General features: G+C 67.0%; 9 protein-coding genes. 1 reads left to right on the forward strand and 8 read right to left on the reverse strand.

The features are described from left to right. Nucleotide 1: 1 nt before the first annotated feature. The 4 genes from N4G47_RS10800 to N4G47_RS10815 all read right to left on the reverse strand — a co-directional run bounded on the left by N4G47_RS10800 (nt 2) and on the right by N4G47_RS10815 (nt 6,061). Complete coding sequence (locus tag N4G47_RS10800; protein ID WP_475287041.1) at nt 2-1,834, reverse strand: T6SS phospholipase effector Tle1-like catalytic domain-containing protein; 1,833 nt, start codon at nt 1,832-1,834, stop codon at nt 2-4. A gap of 72 nt (nt 1,835-1,906) precedes the next feature. Continuing rightward, nucleotides 1,907-2,392, reverse strand: a complete 486-nt coding sequence (locus tag N4G47_RS10805; protein WP_475287043.1) for a DUF3304 domain-containing protein — start codon at nt 2,390-2,392, stop codon at nt 1,907-1,909. A gap of 4 nt (nt 2,393-2,396) precedes the next feature. Beyond that, a complete protein-coding gene (locus N4G47_RS10810) occupies nt 2,397-3,281 on the reverse strand; it encodes a DUF4123 domain-containing protein (RefSeq protein ID WP_475287045.1) in 885 nt (294 codons plus the stop codon). Continuing rightward, complete coding sequence (locus N4G47_RS10815) at nt 3,278-6,061, reverse strand: type VI secretion system Vgr family protein (RefSeq protein ID WP_475287047.1); 2,784 nt, start codon at nt 6,059-6,061, stop codon at nt 3,278-3,280. Before N4G47_RS10815 ends, N4G47_RS10810 begins: the two co-directional genes overlap by 4 nt. 234 nt (nt 6,062-6,295) lie before the next feature. Here N4G47_RS10815 and tssA point away from each other — a divergent pair, with 234 nt between their 5' ends. Next, complete coding sequence (gene tssA / locus N4G47_RS10820) at nt 6,296-7,354, forward strand: type VI secretion system protein TssA (protein WP_475287049.1); 1,059 nt, start codon at nt 6,296-6,298, stop codon at nt 7,352-7,354. A gap of 51 nt (nt 7,355-7,405) precedes the next feature. Here the strand turns inward: tssA and N4G47_RS10825 are convergent, their stop codons facing one another. Genes N4G47_RS10825 through N4G47_RS10840 form a run of 4 tightly spaced genes read right to left on the reverse strand, consistent with a single transcriptional unit; the run spans nt 7,406 to nt 14,351 of the window. Beyond that, nucleotides 7,406-8,197, reverse strand: a complete 792-nt coding sequence (locus N4G47_RS10825) for an OmpA family protein (RefSeq protein WP_475287051.1) — start codon at nt 8,195-8,197, stop codon at nt 7,406-7,408. Nucleotides 8,198-8,199: 2 nt separating this feature from the next. Then, complete coding sequence (tagF, locus tag N4G47_RS10830) at nt 8,200-9,183, reverse strand: type VI secretion system-associated protein TagF (RefSeq protein WP_107230850.1); 984 nt, start codon at nt 9,181-9,183, stop codon at nt 8,200-8,202. Further along, complete coding sequence (gene tssM, locus N4G47_RS10835; RefSeq protein WP_475287053.1) at nt 9,180-12,899, reverse strand: type VI secretion system membrane subunit TssM; 3,720 nt, start codon at nt 12,897-12,899, stop codon at nt 9,180-9,182. Before tssM ends, tagF begins: the two co-directional genes overlap by 4 nt. Before the next feature lie 15 nt (nt 12,900-12,914). Further along, a complete protein-coding gene (locus N4G47_RS10840) occupies nt 12,915-14,351 on the reverse strand; it encodes a hypothetical protein (RefSeq protein ID WP_475287055.1) in 1,437 nt (478 codons plus the stop codon). Between the last annotated feature and the right edge of the window lie 41 nt (nt 14,352-14,392).

Here is a 14,392-nt window from a genome sequence, read left to right on the forward strand (position 1 = left end):
CTCAGCCTCCCATTGCCGTTCCAAGCTGCTGGAACGCGCCACCGATGGACGGGACATTCGCCGGTGGCAGGGTCGCCGGATCGCGGCATTCCTGGGCCCGCCTGCCGGCCACACTGAACACTTCGCGATAGCGCAGATAGCCATAGGTGTTGAGACGCGGGATGTTCAGCTCCGTCCACTTCATCATGTAGAAGCCGGCCAGCGAATCGTGCATGTAATTGTCGAACAGCGTGGTGCTGACATCCGGCACCGGCGTCGCGTTGAGCACGAGGTCCAGCAGCGCACTGGTCTCGGCGGGAATGCCGGCGTAGGTGTAGGCCGCGGCGGACGCTCGCGGCGTCGGCTCGAACACCGGACGCCCGGCCTTGCGCCCGGCGTCGATGCGCTTCTGGCTTTCATTGAGCTGACCGCGGTAGGCCGCCATGTCGCTCTTGCCCTGGGCCAGCTCGGTGACCAGATTGGCAAAGTCGCGCTGCGCGTTGGCCAGATCCACCTGGTCCTCCGCATCGGACTGCTTGAAGAACGGCTGCTGCAGCAGGCTCTGTGGGCCGTTGGGCAGGCGCTTGCCCTTCCAGGCCACGTACTGCCGGCAATGACCGGTGATCTGCTGGGTGTGCGCGCCTGCGGGCACCCCATGGCCGGTCAGCCAGGCGTTGTAGTCGCGGATCAACTGCGGATGGCAGCCGAAATGCGTGGCATAGGCCGGGTCCTGGTTGAGCTCGGTGATCGTCTCCATCATGACGCCCGCCTTGATGGCTTCGTGATGCATGTCGATCAGCGGAATCTGTGACAATTTGGCCTTGCCGTTCGCTGCGCCGGACACGAAGTCCTTGCCCTGGCCGCCGGGCGAATAGCCACCACCGACATCGGAATGCATGCCGGGGTAAAGCACTTCGCGCCCGCTGGTAGCCAGATCCAGCGGGAAGTTGATGCGCTGCTCATGCAAGGCAGCGAAATGCACGCATTGCCGGGCCTCGGGGTGAATGCTCATCATGTCACCGGCGGCCCAGTCCCATTTGCCCTTTGATACCCGGCTCATGGCAGCAACGCCTACCGAAGCCACGGTGTCGAAGATGCCCATGAAATTGAGGTAGAGCGGAACACCGGCGATGTTGTAGCCACAGCCGCTGCCCCAGGCCTCGGCGGTTTCATACAACCGATGCACGAACGCCCGCGCCTGCGCGGCACCGCGCGAGAAGCCGAACACCGACACGTGAACGGAGGTGACGCGACGCTGGTGGCTTTTCACCACCCGCTCCAGGCGTTGCGCAATTCCGGTCAGCATGGCGCGGCGCGTCATCCCTTCCAGCAGGCGCGTTTCGCTCATCGAACCGACCAGTATCTTGGCTTCAGCCGGCGTGATCAGATCACTGGATTTGAGGTACTGGTGCACTGAGTTGATGACCTGCAGGATGGCCCAATGGATGCGATCGGCACCGTAGCGTGCGGCACCGCCGCCCAGCGTGTCGCCATCCTGGTTGGTATCGCCCACCTCGGAAAACGGCGTCCCCACCCCAGGCACATAGACGCTGAAGAAGCCATTCTCCGGTTCGGCCAGGCTGGCGTCGTACAGGCGTGCCACATTGCTGTGGCCGTTGCGCGCAAGCTGGGTGCGGGTGGCCCGTGTCTTGCCGGTCACGAAGGTACCTGCCCACTCACGGTTGTTGCCGGTGCCATCGAAGTAGATGCTCACATGCACCTGGCCCTGGCACTGCGACCCCTTCTCGCGCAGGCACGCCATCGCTTGCGCCCGTCGTTGTGCCTCAGCGCCGCTCAATGCGCGCTGTCCATTGGCGGGCATGGGCTGCGCGCCAGTCGCCGTGCGTTCATTCATGTCCTTGCCTCCTGGTTCCGATATCCGTCCCTGCCCGGTTCCTTGTCCTTGTCGATCCCACCCGACCTCCACTCAACGGGTGGGCGGCCGCCGAAGGTGCTCCCACACGGGATTCTCACCCTCACGCAGCGGCGCCTCCGGTCCCGTCAACGGATAGTCCGGGTGCCCCAATATCAGATTGGTCACGAATACCTTGACCTGCCCATTGCGCAGGAAGTGAACCGCGAGACTGCCAACCTCGTTGTACCTGGGGATGGATACCGTCGCCTTCTGGTAGGTTTCCTGGTCGGTTGTCCATTCGATCTCCACCTTCAGATCTGGAGTCCATCGGTCAGGAACGACAGCGCAGCAGACCGTGCCGCCTGCCGAGTGACGTCGAGCCGACCCTCCGCTTCCACCATTCACCTGGAACTGCGCAATGGAATGGTCGGTGTGGTTGTAGCCCCGCACTCCCACCGGAGTGGACGCAGGCTGGCCCTTGCAGGCGGCCAGTACCGGCAGCAGAAGCAGTACAACCAGCGCGGACAGCAGCGGAATACGCATCTTGTGCAGAATCATTTCTTCAGGTCCTGGAGGGTGCCGCAACGGCCTGCGACGCAACGCGGGTGGCGTCCCACAGCGGAACGCCGGTCAACCAGATGTCTTCCGGCAGGGCCGATGCCCAGTCCGCGAAAGCCACCTCGCAGGTTCCTGCGTGCTGCGCCAACCGTGCCTGCACGGCAGGATGCGCGCGGCAGGCGCCGGAGGTATACAGCGCCAGCAGCAGGTATTGCACGTGATCGTCCACCTGGTCCACGCCGTGGGCAATCGTGTCCTGCAGGTGGTCGACGATGAACGGATACAGCGAACGGTACGGCACCTTTTTCATCTCGTCGGGAATCACCCGGCGAAGCTGCGCGATCGCCACATCCGGCTCGCACGCATCCAGCAGACGTGCGTACTGATGCTCGTCCAGGCGCAAAGGTGGCAGTGCCGGCAGACCCGCATCGCTCATTGCGTCCAGTGGCCATTGCTGCAGTTGGCCGAAGCGATCGAAGTACTGCAGGCGCTGCACGTTTTCCAGCAGTGCGGCACGCTGATCAGGCCGCAACAGGTCAAGCAGGGCCGGCAGAATGCGCGTGTCATACCAGCGCAGCAGCATTTCGCGGCCGCCCTTCTCGGGCACTCTGGCCAGATGGAAAGCGCGCAGCTGCTGCGCCAGTTCATCCAGTTCCAGCGCGCTCCACAGCAGGCTGACACCCGGCTTCTGCGCACCCATCTGCCCGATCTCCGTGTCCAGCGCCTTGTGCGCCGCCTCCGGCCAGGCAACCAGCAACGGCGCGATATCCAGCAGGCCCGCTTCGGCCGTGCCCTCGAACAACGACCGGTAGCGCGCGCCCAGGCGCTCCAGCCGCGCATGGAAATGCGGTCTCTGTGCGCTGTCGATCACGGCATAGCGATGGATCACACCAGCACTCCGGGCGTTCCCTGGCGCATCGCGTCGAGAATGCAGCTCTTGCAGCTGCTGCGCGGGAACTGCGGCAGCGGATACCCCTGCTGCGCCGGCCCGACGAACGACTTGCTGGCCGCATGCACGGTGATGGTTCCGGGGCAGTCGATGGTGATGTTGCCGCCTGCGATGGTCAGGCTGGCACCGCCGGACGTCGCCACACGCAGCACCGTGGCAGCGGCCAGCTCGACAGGCGCCTGCGCGCTGGCACCCCGCAGCGCAGCGCGCGACTGGATCCGGATCTGATCTGCGTGCGCCTGCATGTCGAGCATTTCACTGCCGGCCACCACATCCAGCGCGGTTGATTCGGCGCCGGCCCCTTCGACGACGCAGGCGAGCACGCCGATGGCCTGCCCCGCATGAAGCCGCGCCTGCCCCATCACCACCGCTTCGCTTTCAGCACCGCTGGCCAGCAGCAAGCCCTCACCACTGCTCCAATGCAGGGTTTGTCCCGCCACCTGCGCCAGTCCCTGGGGTGCCGCCAGGCCCAGAAGCGGGTCGCCTGGATGCGGCACCCTGCCCTGGCCCGGGTCAGGGCTGCGCTCGGTCGCGCCGCTTTTCCCGGCCTCGAACTCATCGCCGCCAGTGGTGGTACGCACGCTGGCCAGCATTGCCGGAACCGGCGACTGGTCGGCCACCAGCCGGGATTGCCCGGCCGCCTTTGCACCCTCCTGCATTGCCAGCGGGCTGGTCACATGCGTGCGTGCGGCGCGGGTGAAACGCTCGCCCAGCGTCTGCAGCTGGGCAAGCAGCGCAGAGGGTTGCACCGCTTCACCCGCCGGTGCGTTCGGGCGCCGGCCATAGGCGCTGAACCACGCGCCCGCCGGCGCCCGCACCGCGCCCCATGCGTCACTGCGCAGTTCGAAGCCGGTGCCACGCACACTGCCAACGTAGTTGTCGGCCTGGTGGCGCAGGTGGCCCAGCGTCAGTTGCGAAACCTGCTGGCTGCTGGCCAGCTGCGTACGCAGCTGCTGGTTGGAATCGTCGAACAGCAGATGGTTGCTGCCTTCACCACCGTCCCATTCGCGCGAGCGGATGCCCCATAGCGCGCCGCCCTGGCGATGCGCCTGGTCACCGGCACCGCCGGCATGCCAGGCCGGCGCCTGGCCGCCACTGAGATTGGCCTGCGCGCTGTTGCGTGCATCGGCGGCCTGGCCGTAGGCCGACACGTCGCCTTCGGCGCTGGCACCGGCAGGCGTAGGCGCCACACCCGCTTCGCCGCGGCCGTTGTAGAGCGCGCCCAGCACCAGGGGCCGATCGATATCACCGTCGAGGAAGCCCACCAGCACCTCCTGGCCGATGCGCGGCAGGAACTGACTGCCCACCCCCGGGCCCGCATAGCGCTGCGCTACACGCAGCCAGGCGCTGTCATGGGCGCCATCGCCCTGCCCCTGCTGGAAATGGAAGCGCACGCGCACGCGGCCGTGGCTGTCGGCATGCAGGTCCTTGCCGGCGCTGCCCTGGCCAGCCACCACCACGGCGGTCTGGTAGCCGGGCACGGTCGGGCGTGGATTCAGGCGCGCGCCGGTGCCGTCGAGCAACCGTGGCCGCCACGGCAGGCTGCGCTCGACCGCATCGAAGCGGTTGCCATAGCCCACCGCTTCGGCCTGCTGCCAGAGCGCGGCGTCATCGCCCTCGGCCAGCGCCGCGCCCAGCGCATCCTCCAGGCTGCGCCGCAGGTCGGTAGGCAGGTTGTTGATGCCGGCGTGATCGACACTGACCAGCAACAATTCCGGCGGTGTGGCACCGGGCGCCTGCTGCAGGCGCAGCCAGCTGCCCGAGTGCAGGCCGCGCACCGTTCCGTGCCCCTGCCAGTGCCGGCTGTGCGCTTCGCCCGCCTGTGCCAGCAACCGGGCCTGGCGCGACGCGGCAGCACTGTCACTGAAGGCATAGGCGCCGACGGCATCGAAATCTTCGCGTGCCGACTCGCTGCCACCGCCGTCCATCGGCGACTGCCCCGCCAGCGCACGCACCTGGCGGTAATCATCGCTCTGCAGGCTGACCGTCGTGCTGGCCAGGCGCCGGCACAGGCCAATGGCCTGCACGCTGTCGCTGCTTTCGGTGGCATCACTGCGATGGAAACGCACGCCGATTCCCGCACTGGTGGCGTCTTCGGGCAGCGCAACGCTGTCGGCGAAGATCTCCATGCCATTGCCGCAGGGCGCCTCTTCGTCGGCATACAGCCGCCAGCCCAATCCCTCTTCGGCCAGCACCCGTTGCAGGAAATCGCGATCACTTTCGCGGTACTGCACGCAGTAGCTGCGCACACGCGCACCGAGGAATGCGTCAACGCCTTCGGCCCAGCGCCAGCGTGCGATGTCGGCGTGCCCGGCCAGCACGGTGTCGACAATGGCGCGAACACTCTGCTCCTGGAACACGCGGCTGTGGCGCGCATGCTGCAGCCACCAGGTCCAGGACACCAGGCGCAGCCGGTAACGCACCAGCCCGCCATCGCCGCCGAGCCTGGCGGCATCAGCCACCAGGCCGCTGCGCTGCCATTGCCCGCCGTCGGCGAGCTGGGTGACCAGGGTGGCGCGCGTGGCCGGCAGCGCAGCCAATGCCACACCCGCGTCGGTGGCCAGCACATCGACCTCGGTCCAAGCGTCCTCGCCCAGCGCGTCACGTCCACGCCAGCGTTCCACGGTGCATGCGGTAAACGCACCGGACTGCAGACGATACAAGCGCAGGCCGTCACCAAGACCGGCGGCCTGCGTCTTCAGGTAATTCAGCTGATCCATGCCATTTCCAGAGTGGAGACGCCAGACTCTGGGTACACGGCGTCGGTTTCCAGCCTTCAAATCTACCAGATCGAGGTGTTCGTCAAAATCACGACGCAGAATGACGCGATAAACTGCGCTTTCCGTCACATAACCACCGGGAAGCCGTATTCAGGCATCGGGACTTTCCCCGAACCCGCAACGGCATTCACATTCAGCGGCTAGAATCATCGGCAGTCCCCAACGAGACCTGCCATGCTGGATCAGGAAGCCCTGCTGGCCCCGATTTCGGACCACGCCCCGACCGGTGAAGACCTGTCGTTCTCGGCTGAGTTTGATCGGATCATCGAAAACCGTCGCGCCGACGACCCGACCCTGGACCAGGGTGCGTGGCAGACCGACATCAAGTACGCCGACTGGAGCAGCGTGCTGCGCGAGTCCAACGACCTGCTGCAGACCCGTACCAAGGATCTGCGCCTGGCCGGCTGGCTGAGCGAAGCGGCCACCCAGCTGGAAGGATTCCAGGGTCTGGCCGCGGGCTACCGGGTCACCGCCGGCCTGTGCGACCGCTACTGGGAGTCGGTCCATCCGCAGGCACCGGATGGTGACTTCGAGGAACGCATCGGCAACCTCAGCTGGCTGCTGACCAACTCGCTGCAGTGGCTGCGTGCGGTGCCGATCATCGCCGCGCCGCAGGGGCGCTTCAGTCTGACCGATTTCGAGCATGCGCACGCGCGCGCCAATAGTGGCGAGGATGACGATGGCCGGCCCGGCCTGGACATCCTCAATGCCGCCCGCCGCGATACCCAGCACGGCTTCTACCGGCAGTTGGCCGATGACCTGCCCGATTGCAGCCAGGCGCTGGCCGAACTGCAGGCCGCAGTGGACAACCGGCTGGGCCTGGACGGCCCCAGCTTCAGCGCGGTACGCGAGCAGCTTGAGCACCTGCAGCGGACCGTGCAGCGCTTCGCACGCGATGCCGGTGTACTGCTGGACGGCGAGACCGAAGCCGCGCCTGATGGCGCCGCTGAAACCGGCTTTGCCGATGCGCCGATCAGCTTCGACGCGCCGCCGGCCACTGCGGTGCGCGGTCCTGCAGGCGCGCCCGGTTCACGCAAGGAAGCGCTGCAGCAGCTGCGCCAGGTCGCCGAATTCTTCCGTCGCACCGAACCGCACAGCCCGGTGGCCTATCTGGCCGAAAAGGCCGCGCGCTGGGGCGAGATGCCGCTGCACGTCTGGCTCAAGCGGGTCATCAAGGACCACGGCACGCTGGAGCAGATGGAAGAGATGCTGGACGTCAATCCGGACGATTGAACTGGCTGTCGCTTCAGCAGGGGAGCGGGCCCGCCCCGCTCCCCACTGCCATTACTGGATCTTGAACTCGATACGACGGTTGCGTGCGCGTCCATCGTTGCTCGTGTTGTCGGCCACCGGCTCGTCCGGCCCCTTGCCCAGCACGTCCATGTGGCTGCCCGGGATGCCCTTGGCCATCATGTAGTTCTTCACTGCCAACGCGCGTGCGTGGCTCAGTGTCAGGTTCGACTCGCGCTGACCGACATTGTCGGTATGGCCGATGATCAGGAAGCGGCTGTCCGGCATCTGCGCCATCTTGGCCACCATCTCGTCAAGGATGCTCATGCCGAAAGGCGTCAGGCGTGCGCTGCCACTCTGGAACTCGATGATGCGGTTGGCCAGGGTCTGGTCCAGCACATTCTGCTGCGAACCCACCTTCAGCGCATTGGTCACCGTGTAGCTGGTGTTGCTGGCCAGGCTCAGGTCACTGGCAACCTGCTGGCGCAGGGCCTCGTTGCCCACGTCACCGGTGATGCGCACGGCCTGGCCGTTGACCTCCAGCTTGCCCGGTGACACCCGCTTCAAGCCCGGGTTGATCATGCCGGCGACATAGTCCCCCCAGTTCGGCGGGGTCGCGATGGTTTCCACCTGGATGCGGTCGACCACCCGCTCGGCGCCGTACACCGCACGCAGATTGTTGAGCAGCTTGGCCTTGGTCGCCTGATCGGGCACCACGCCCTCGATCACCACCGGCCGCTCGCCGGCCGCCGTTGCAGCGGTCGCAGCCGGCGCGTTCTGCGCGGCCAGTGGTGCGGCGGCCAGCAGCAGCGGCAGCACGAGATGGAAAGAATTGCACAGGCGCATCGTCAGGTTCCCAGGAAAGTCTCGCCAAACAGCTTGCGTGCGGTGGCCAGCGCCAGGTCGTCACGATCGAGGAAGCTGCCGAAGCGGTTGAGGTTGTAGTCGCCGCGCAGGTAGTCGTCCACCCATTCCGAATGCTGGATACGGATCAGGAAATCACCGGCTTCAGCCGGGTCCAGCACCGCACGCAGCACCTGGCGATCGGCGCCGTTGAAACCGACGATCATGCTCGGTGCGGCGTCGTTGCGGATCAGCACGGCCAGCTCGAAATCGCCGCGGGCGACGAAACTGGACAGCAGATCCAGCCAGAACGCGGCCACCAACGGGCGATAGGCCGGCTCGCGCACGAGCGGGAACACCAGGGCCTTGTCGATGTTGACATCACCGCCACTGAGGACCGGCTGCAGCAGCAGGCCCAGGGCAGGCAGGACCTGGCGCAGCGCCACGTCGCCATGGCCGGAGTCGCGCAGCCGCTGTTCGAGGTCGGCCACGGTGGTGCTTTCCAGGAAGTCCTGGAAGCTGCCGTTGTAGTCGCCCGGGTCGGTGCTGATGCTGAAGCGGGCATCGGCCAACTGCGCCAGCGCCTGCGCCGCATCGCTGTCCTGGTATGCCTGGCGCGCCAGCCGGGCCAGGCCCGACCAGGCGTTGGACATGGCCAACGGGCTGCGGCCAATGAACGGCAACGGCTCGGGCGCATCCAGGCGCAGCGCCGACAGCAGCGGGAAGCGCCGTTCGGACGCATCGCGGCTGGCCAGGAAGTGGCCGCACAGCACCATCTTGCTGCGTGAACCGAGGAAGGCGTAGTGGATCTCCGGCGCCTCGTCGTAGCGCTGCTTCCAGTCCGGGCTCTGGCTCAGCAACTCCAGGCTCTCACCGGCCCAGCGATCGAGCCAGCCCAGCAGCTGGTGATTGTCGGCCGCACGGACGAAATCGCCGCGCGACGGCACCTTGCCGAAGTATGAGACCCCGGCACTGACCACCCGGCTCATCGCGCACCTCCTGCGGCCGGGGCCGGTGCGGTGGGGGCAGTGGACGGCGTAGCGGCGGCCGGCGCCTGCGGCGCAGCAGGCTCGCCACCTGCCACACGCTCGGGCAACTGCAGCCCGCGCTGCCAATCGCCGCCGCCCTGTGCCGCTTCGCCGGCGCGACGCACGATGCGCATTTCCACCGGGACCGACACGCCATTGCCGGTCCAGGTGATCCTGCTCGAATCATCCAGGCGCTCGACCTGGCCGGCCGACATCAGGCGGTTGACACCATTGGAGCCTGGCGCGCTGAACACTTCGACGGTACGCCCGTCGCCGGTCACTGCGGTGATCTTCACACCCGGCACCTGGCCAACGTTCGGGTACTGCATGGTCGTCCACTGCGGCGGCGTGTTGCGGTATCGCAGCACCTGGCCGTCGATCTCGATGGTGTATTCCAGCGCACCGGCCGCCGGCGAAGGCAGCATTTCGAAGATGGTGGTGTCCTGCGCGGCACCGGCTGCCGAACCGCTGACCCAGTTGCCATAGTTGGCCACCAGCTCGGCCGACAGGTTCACGCCCTGCCCGGCCCAGCGCCGGGTCTCCAGCAGCGGGCCGCGCTGGATCACCAACGTACCGAGGGCTTCCTTGTTGAACGCGGCGATGCTGCCGCTGGCACCGAAGATGCCGGCGATGTCGCTCGGTGCCGCGTCCACATCGGAGCTCAGGTTGAACGGGTACTGCTGGCCGATGCGCGCCTTGAACGGATCGTAGACCTGCGCCTTCCAGGTCTTGTTGACCTCCGCCTCGGTCGGCGGGATCAACGCGCTGAAGGTCTGGGTCAGCGGGCGCAGCAGCAGCGGACGCAAGGCTTCGCGCTGCTTCTCGTCCAGCCCGGTCAGCACCTGCTCGTCGACCAGTGCCAGGCCCACGCTCAGCTCGGAGCCTTCGTTGCTGAAGGTGTCCTGCATCAGCTTGCGGGTGCCCACACCAATCTCGCCCTGGCTCTTGATCGCGTTCAGGCGCGCGCGCAGCTTGGCCAGCGTTTCAAAGTAGGCGGTCATCACCGCCGGCTGGTCGCCACGCTCGCTGGTCAGGCGGGCGATGCCCTCGAAGGCCTTGCCGATCGGGCCCACGCCCTGCGCCGCGGCGGCCGCTGCCGGGTCCTTGCGCAGGATGGTGCGCTGGAACCAGGCCACGAAGCCCTTGCGCGCCTTGCTCGAACGCGCCAGCGCCTGCGGGTTGTCCCACACCGTCTCTTCGTTGATGCGCTCAAGCAGGATGCGCAGCGGCGAATTGCTGGCGTCGCCCAGCTTGTTGATGCGCGCCACGGCCTCATCGAAGGTGCTGAACTCGGCCACGCTCAGGCCCTGTACGAACTTGCTCCACTCGCGTGCGTAGTCGTTCTTGTACATGTTGACCAGCTCACGCGAGACGTGCTCCGGGCTGCCGGCCAGCGAAAGGTCACTCTGCTCGGTGGTGCCCAGCACCCAGTCGGTGGTGCTGAGCTGGGTATTGGCCGCTTCCTTGATCGCATCCTGCACGTAGTCTTCCCACGCCTTGCGCGAGAACGCACCGGAGATCGCGTAGTTGCCGTTGATCATCCGGCCATTGCGCTCGACACCGATCAGGTTGTCGACCGTGGTGGTGCCAAAGCGGGCACCGGCGCGCGCCTTGATCTGCGCATACACCCGCTCCATCGCCGGCTGGCCCTTCATCACCTGGCCCAGCGCCTGGCGGGTGTCGGAGACCAGGGTGACCTTGTTCTGCACCTGCGGCCAGCTCGGCGCGCCGGCCTGTGCCACGTAGAAGGTCATCAGCTTCTCGGCGGCACGCACCATTTCCTCGCGGCTCATCTGGCCACGGTTGGCTTCCAGCCAGGTGCGCCAGAACAGCGTCAGCTGCTGCGACAGGTGCGCGCCTTCCACATACTTGGGATTGCCCAGCATCAGGTAGGTCTTGAGCGCGTTGTAGGCGTCGTTGGTGCTGGTCGGCGAGGCGTTCTGGTACAGCACCTCGCTTTCGGCGGCGGCGCTGTTGCCCTGGCCCAGCTTGTCACGCTCGGCTACCACCTGGCCCAGGTAGTTCTCCAGATTGGCCACGGTCGGCGCCAGCATCACCTGCTGCATGCCGTGGTTGTATTCGCGCAGCAGCTTGTCGCGGATCGCCGAGCCCTGGTACAGGCCCAGGCGGGTGGTGATGCCACCGTCCTTGCCGTAGCGGTCCAGCTGCTCCATGCGGTCCTGCAGCAGCAGCAACGCATCGATGCGCGACTTCAGGTCCATGCGGTCCTTCTGCACGCGCACGGCCTGGTCCAGGTCCTTGGTGGCATTGGCCACCAGCTGTGCGTTGGTGGTGTAGGACCACGTCCACAGGCCCAGTGCCAGCGCCAGTACGCCCACCGCGCCGAGGAACACGCCATAGCGCAGGCGGTTCTGGTGCGGACTGGAGTACTGCCGCACCAGCTCCTTGTCGGCAAAGATCACCTTGCGGAACAGGTCCTTCAGGAAGAACGCGGTATGCCCGGTCGGTGCCTCGTCCACGTTCGAGCCACGCTCCAGGTTGAACTGGCGGCCGACGCGTTCGGAGGCGTGATGCACCGAGCGCCCTTCCTGCAGCGCGCTGGAGAAGTAGAAGCCGCGGAACACTGGCTTGAACTGGTAGGGGTTGTCCTCGAACAGGGTGGCGATGAAGGTGCGCAGCGCCGGCTTGATGCCGACGAACTCCAGCGGCAGTGACAGCAGGCCCGGCGACACTTCGCGGCCACGCTGCATCGCCATGTGGGTCAGGCTCATCTCCTTGATGCCTTCGGCCAGCTCATCGAAATGGCTGTCGAACGCGGCCAGCGCGTCACCCTGCTGCTGCACATCGAACGGCAGCGTGGCGCCCCACACGTGCTCGCGCTCGCCCGGATCGAGGTTGCGGAAGAACTCGCTGAAACCGGCGATCAGGTCGGCCTTGGTGAACAGCACATACACCGGCGCGAACACTTCCAGGCGCTCGGTGATTTCCTGCACGCGCTGGCGCAGGTTCTTGGCCAGCTCGATGGCAAATTCCGGCTTGCTGCCGGACAGCTCGGCCAGGCTGGCGGCGATGATCACGCCATTGATCGGCGCACGCGGGCGGTTCTTCTTCAGCAGGCCGAGGAAGGTCAGCCACTCCATGCGGTCCTCGACGCTGACCGAGTAGCGGCCGGCGGTATCGAGCACGATGCCGTTGGTGGTGAAGTACCAGTCACAGTTGCGGGTACCGCCGATGCCCTGCACCACGTTGCCGCGGTTGTCCTCGAACGGGAACTGCAGCCCGGAGTTGAGGATGGCGGTGCTCTTGCCGGCCGCGGGGTTGCCGATGATCACGTACCACGGCAGCTCGTACAGCGCGGCGTTGCCCTTCAGCACGCCCATCCGCGAGGACTTGATCTGCTTGACCGCATCCATCATCCGCGAGCGCAGCGCCTCGGTATCGGCGCGCTGCGCCGGCTGGGCGCCGGCCACCGCCTTGTCCGCCTCATCCTTGACCATCGCCTCCACGCGCTTGGCCGCGCGCCGGGCGAGGATCCGCTTGATGATCCAGACCAGCAGTGCCAGCACCAGCAGGCCGGCCAGCACGATGGCCACCCAGATGCCGATCTGCCGCGCCTCGGCCTCACCGTAGTGGGCCAGCGCAGCGGCACCGACCAGGCCGATCACCATCCACAGGCGGTAATCGCGCAGGTAGTAGCTGAAATTGCTCAAACTCATGCAGGGATCCAGGGGTCAGGAGGCCGACGGCGCATCGGCCGCCAGCGTCGGGGAAGGAAGTGGGTCGACCAGGCCGAACAGGCGTTGCTGGTTGTCGGCCACGCCGAGCAGCAGCACCGGTTCGCTCTGGCGTTGCAGTTGTGCGTGGGCCAGCGCCAGCTGGGCCACCGGCAGCACCGGGCCCAGCTCGCCGGCGCTGAGCGCCAGGGCCAGACTCTGCGGACTGAAATCGAGATCGGGGGCCAAAGTTGCGGCGATGGCGGCGGCATCCACCATCAGGTCGCCGCGATGATCGGCATCGTGCAGTACGAACCGGGCCTGGCCGCTGTCAGCGCCCAGCGCCGCATGCCACTGGCTTGCCAACGCCGCCAGCTGGCGGCGCTGCTCGGCCGGGCGCTGGCCTTCAATCTGTTCGGCGCGCACCAGCTGCGGCCGCCACAGGCGGCCATCCCCCTCGCGCGCGGCGTGCGTGCTGGCCAGCAGGACACCCGAGGCGCCCTCGCCCGGCACGCGCCCGTCAGGATCCTTGGCCGTCGCCAGCACACCGCTGGCCTCCCAGGCCGAGACGATGCCCGGATCGATGCTCGACGCCGCCGCCAGCAGCAGATGCCAACGCGGCGTGGACGACGCATGCAGCGCGTCGATCACCCGCTGCAGGTGCGGCCAGACCTCGCGCGTACCGTCGAGCGTGGTGACGCATACGTCGAAGCGGCGCGCATCCAAGCCTGCCACGCGCGCCTGCTGCAGCAGCCAGTCCTGCACCCACGGCCGCAGCGCATCGGACCAGCTGCCCGGCACCAGCAATTCGAGGGTGAGCACATTCTCCACGCGCTGCTCATCGCGGCGGCGCAGGCCGGCCACCACCACTTCCTCGGAGGCTTCGATCTCCGGCAGCGCCGTGAAGGCGACCTCCAACAGCCGCTCCAGCACCGGCTGCAACAGCGCCAGTGCGCGGCGCTCATGCGCGGCGGTATCGATGCCGTCCTGGCGCACCTGCAGCACCTCGAATTCGTCCAGGTCCGGCGCAGCACTCATCCGCAGCGGCAGGTTGTAGTTGTCGCGGAAGCGCCCATCGAGGGCGGGACGTGGCGGCGCTGCCGCTACCGCCAGCAGCGCCTGCGGGTCGAGGTCGACGCCCAGCTTCAGTTCGCCGGCCAGCAGCGCAACGGCCGGCACCTGCTGCGCAGGCTCTGCCGCGTGACGGGTCGCGCTCGTTACCGGACCGGGCGCGTCATCGCCGGCCTTGGCCAGTGCTGCATCGGCACCACGCCGCGCCGCACTGCGCAGCATGAAGCCGGCGCCACTCAGGCCGACCGGCAGCAGGCCCAGATAGGCCAGCATCTGCATGCCGGTCGGTACCGTGCCGCTGTTGCGCCAATAAAGAATCGTTGCGCCCCAGGTGGCGATGAAGACCATCACCACCGACGCTGCCTTGCCCAGCCATCCTGCCATCAGTTGCCGTGCTCCATGCGCTGCTCCCGTCGACCGCGTCG

The sequence above is a fragment of the Stenotrophomonas sp. GSD10 genome, from assembly GCF_056172695.1.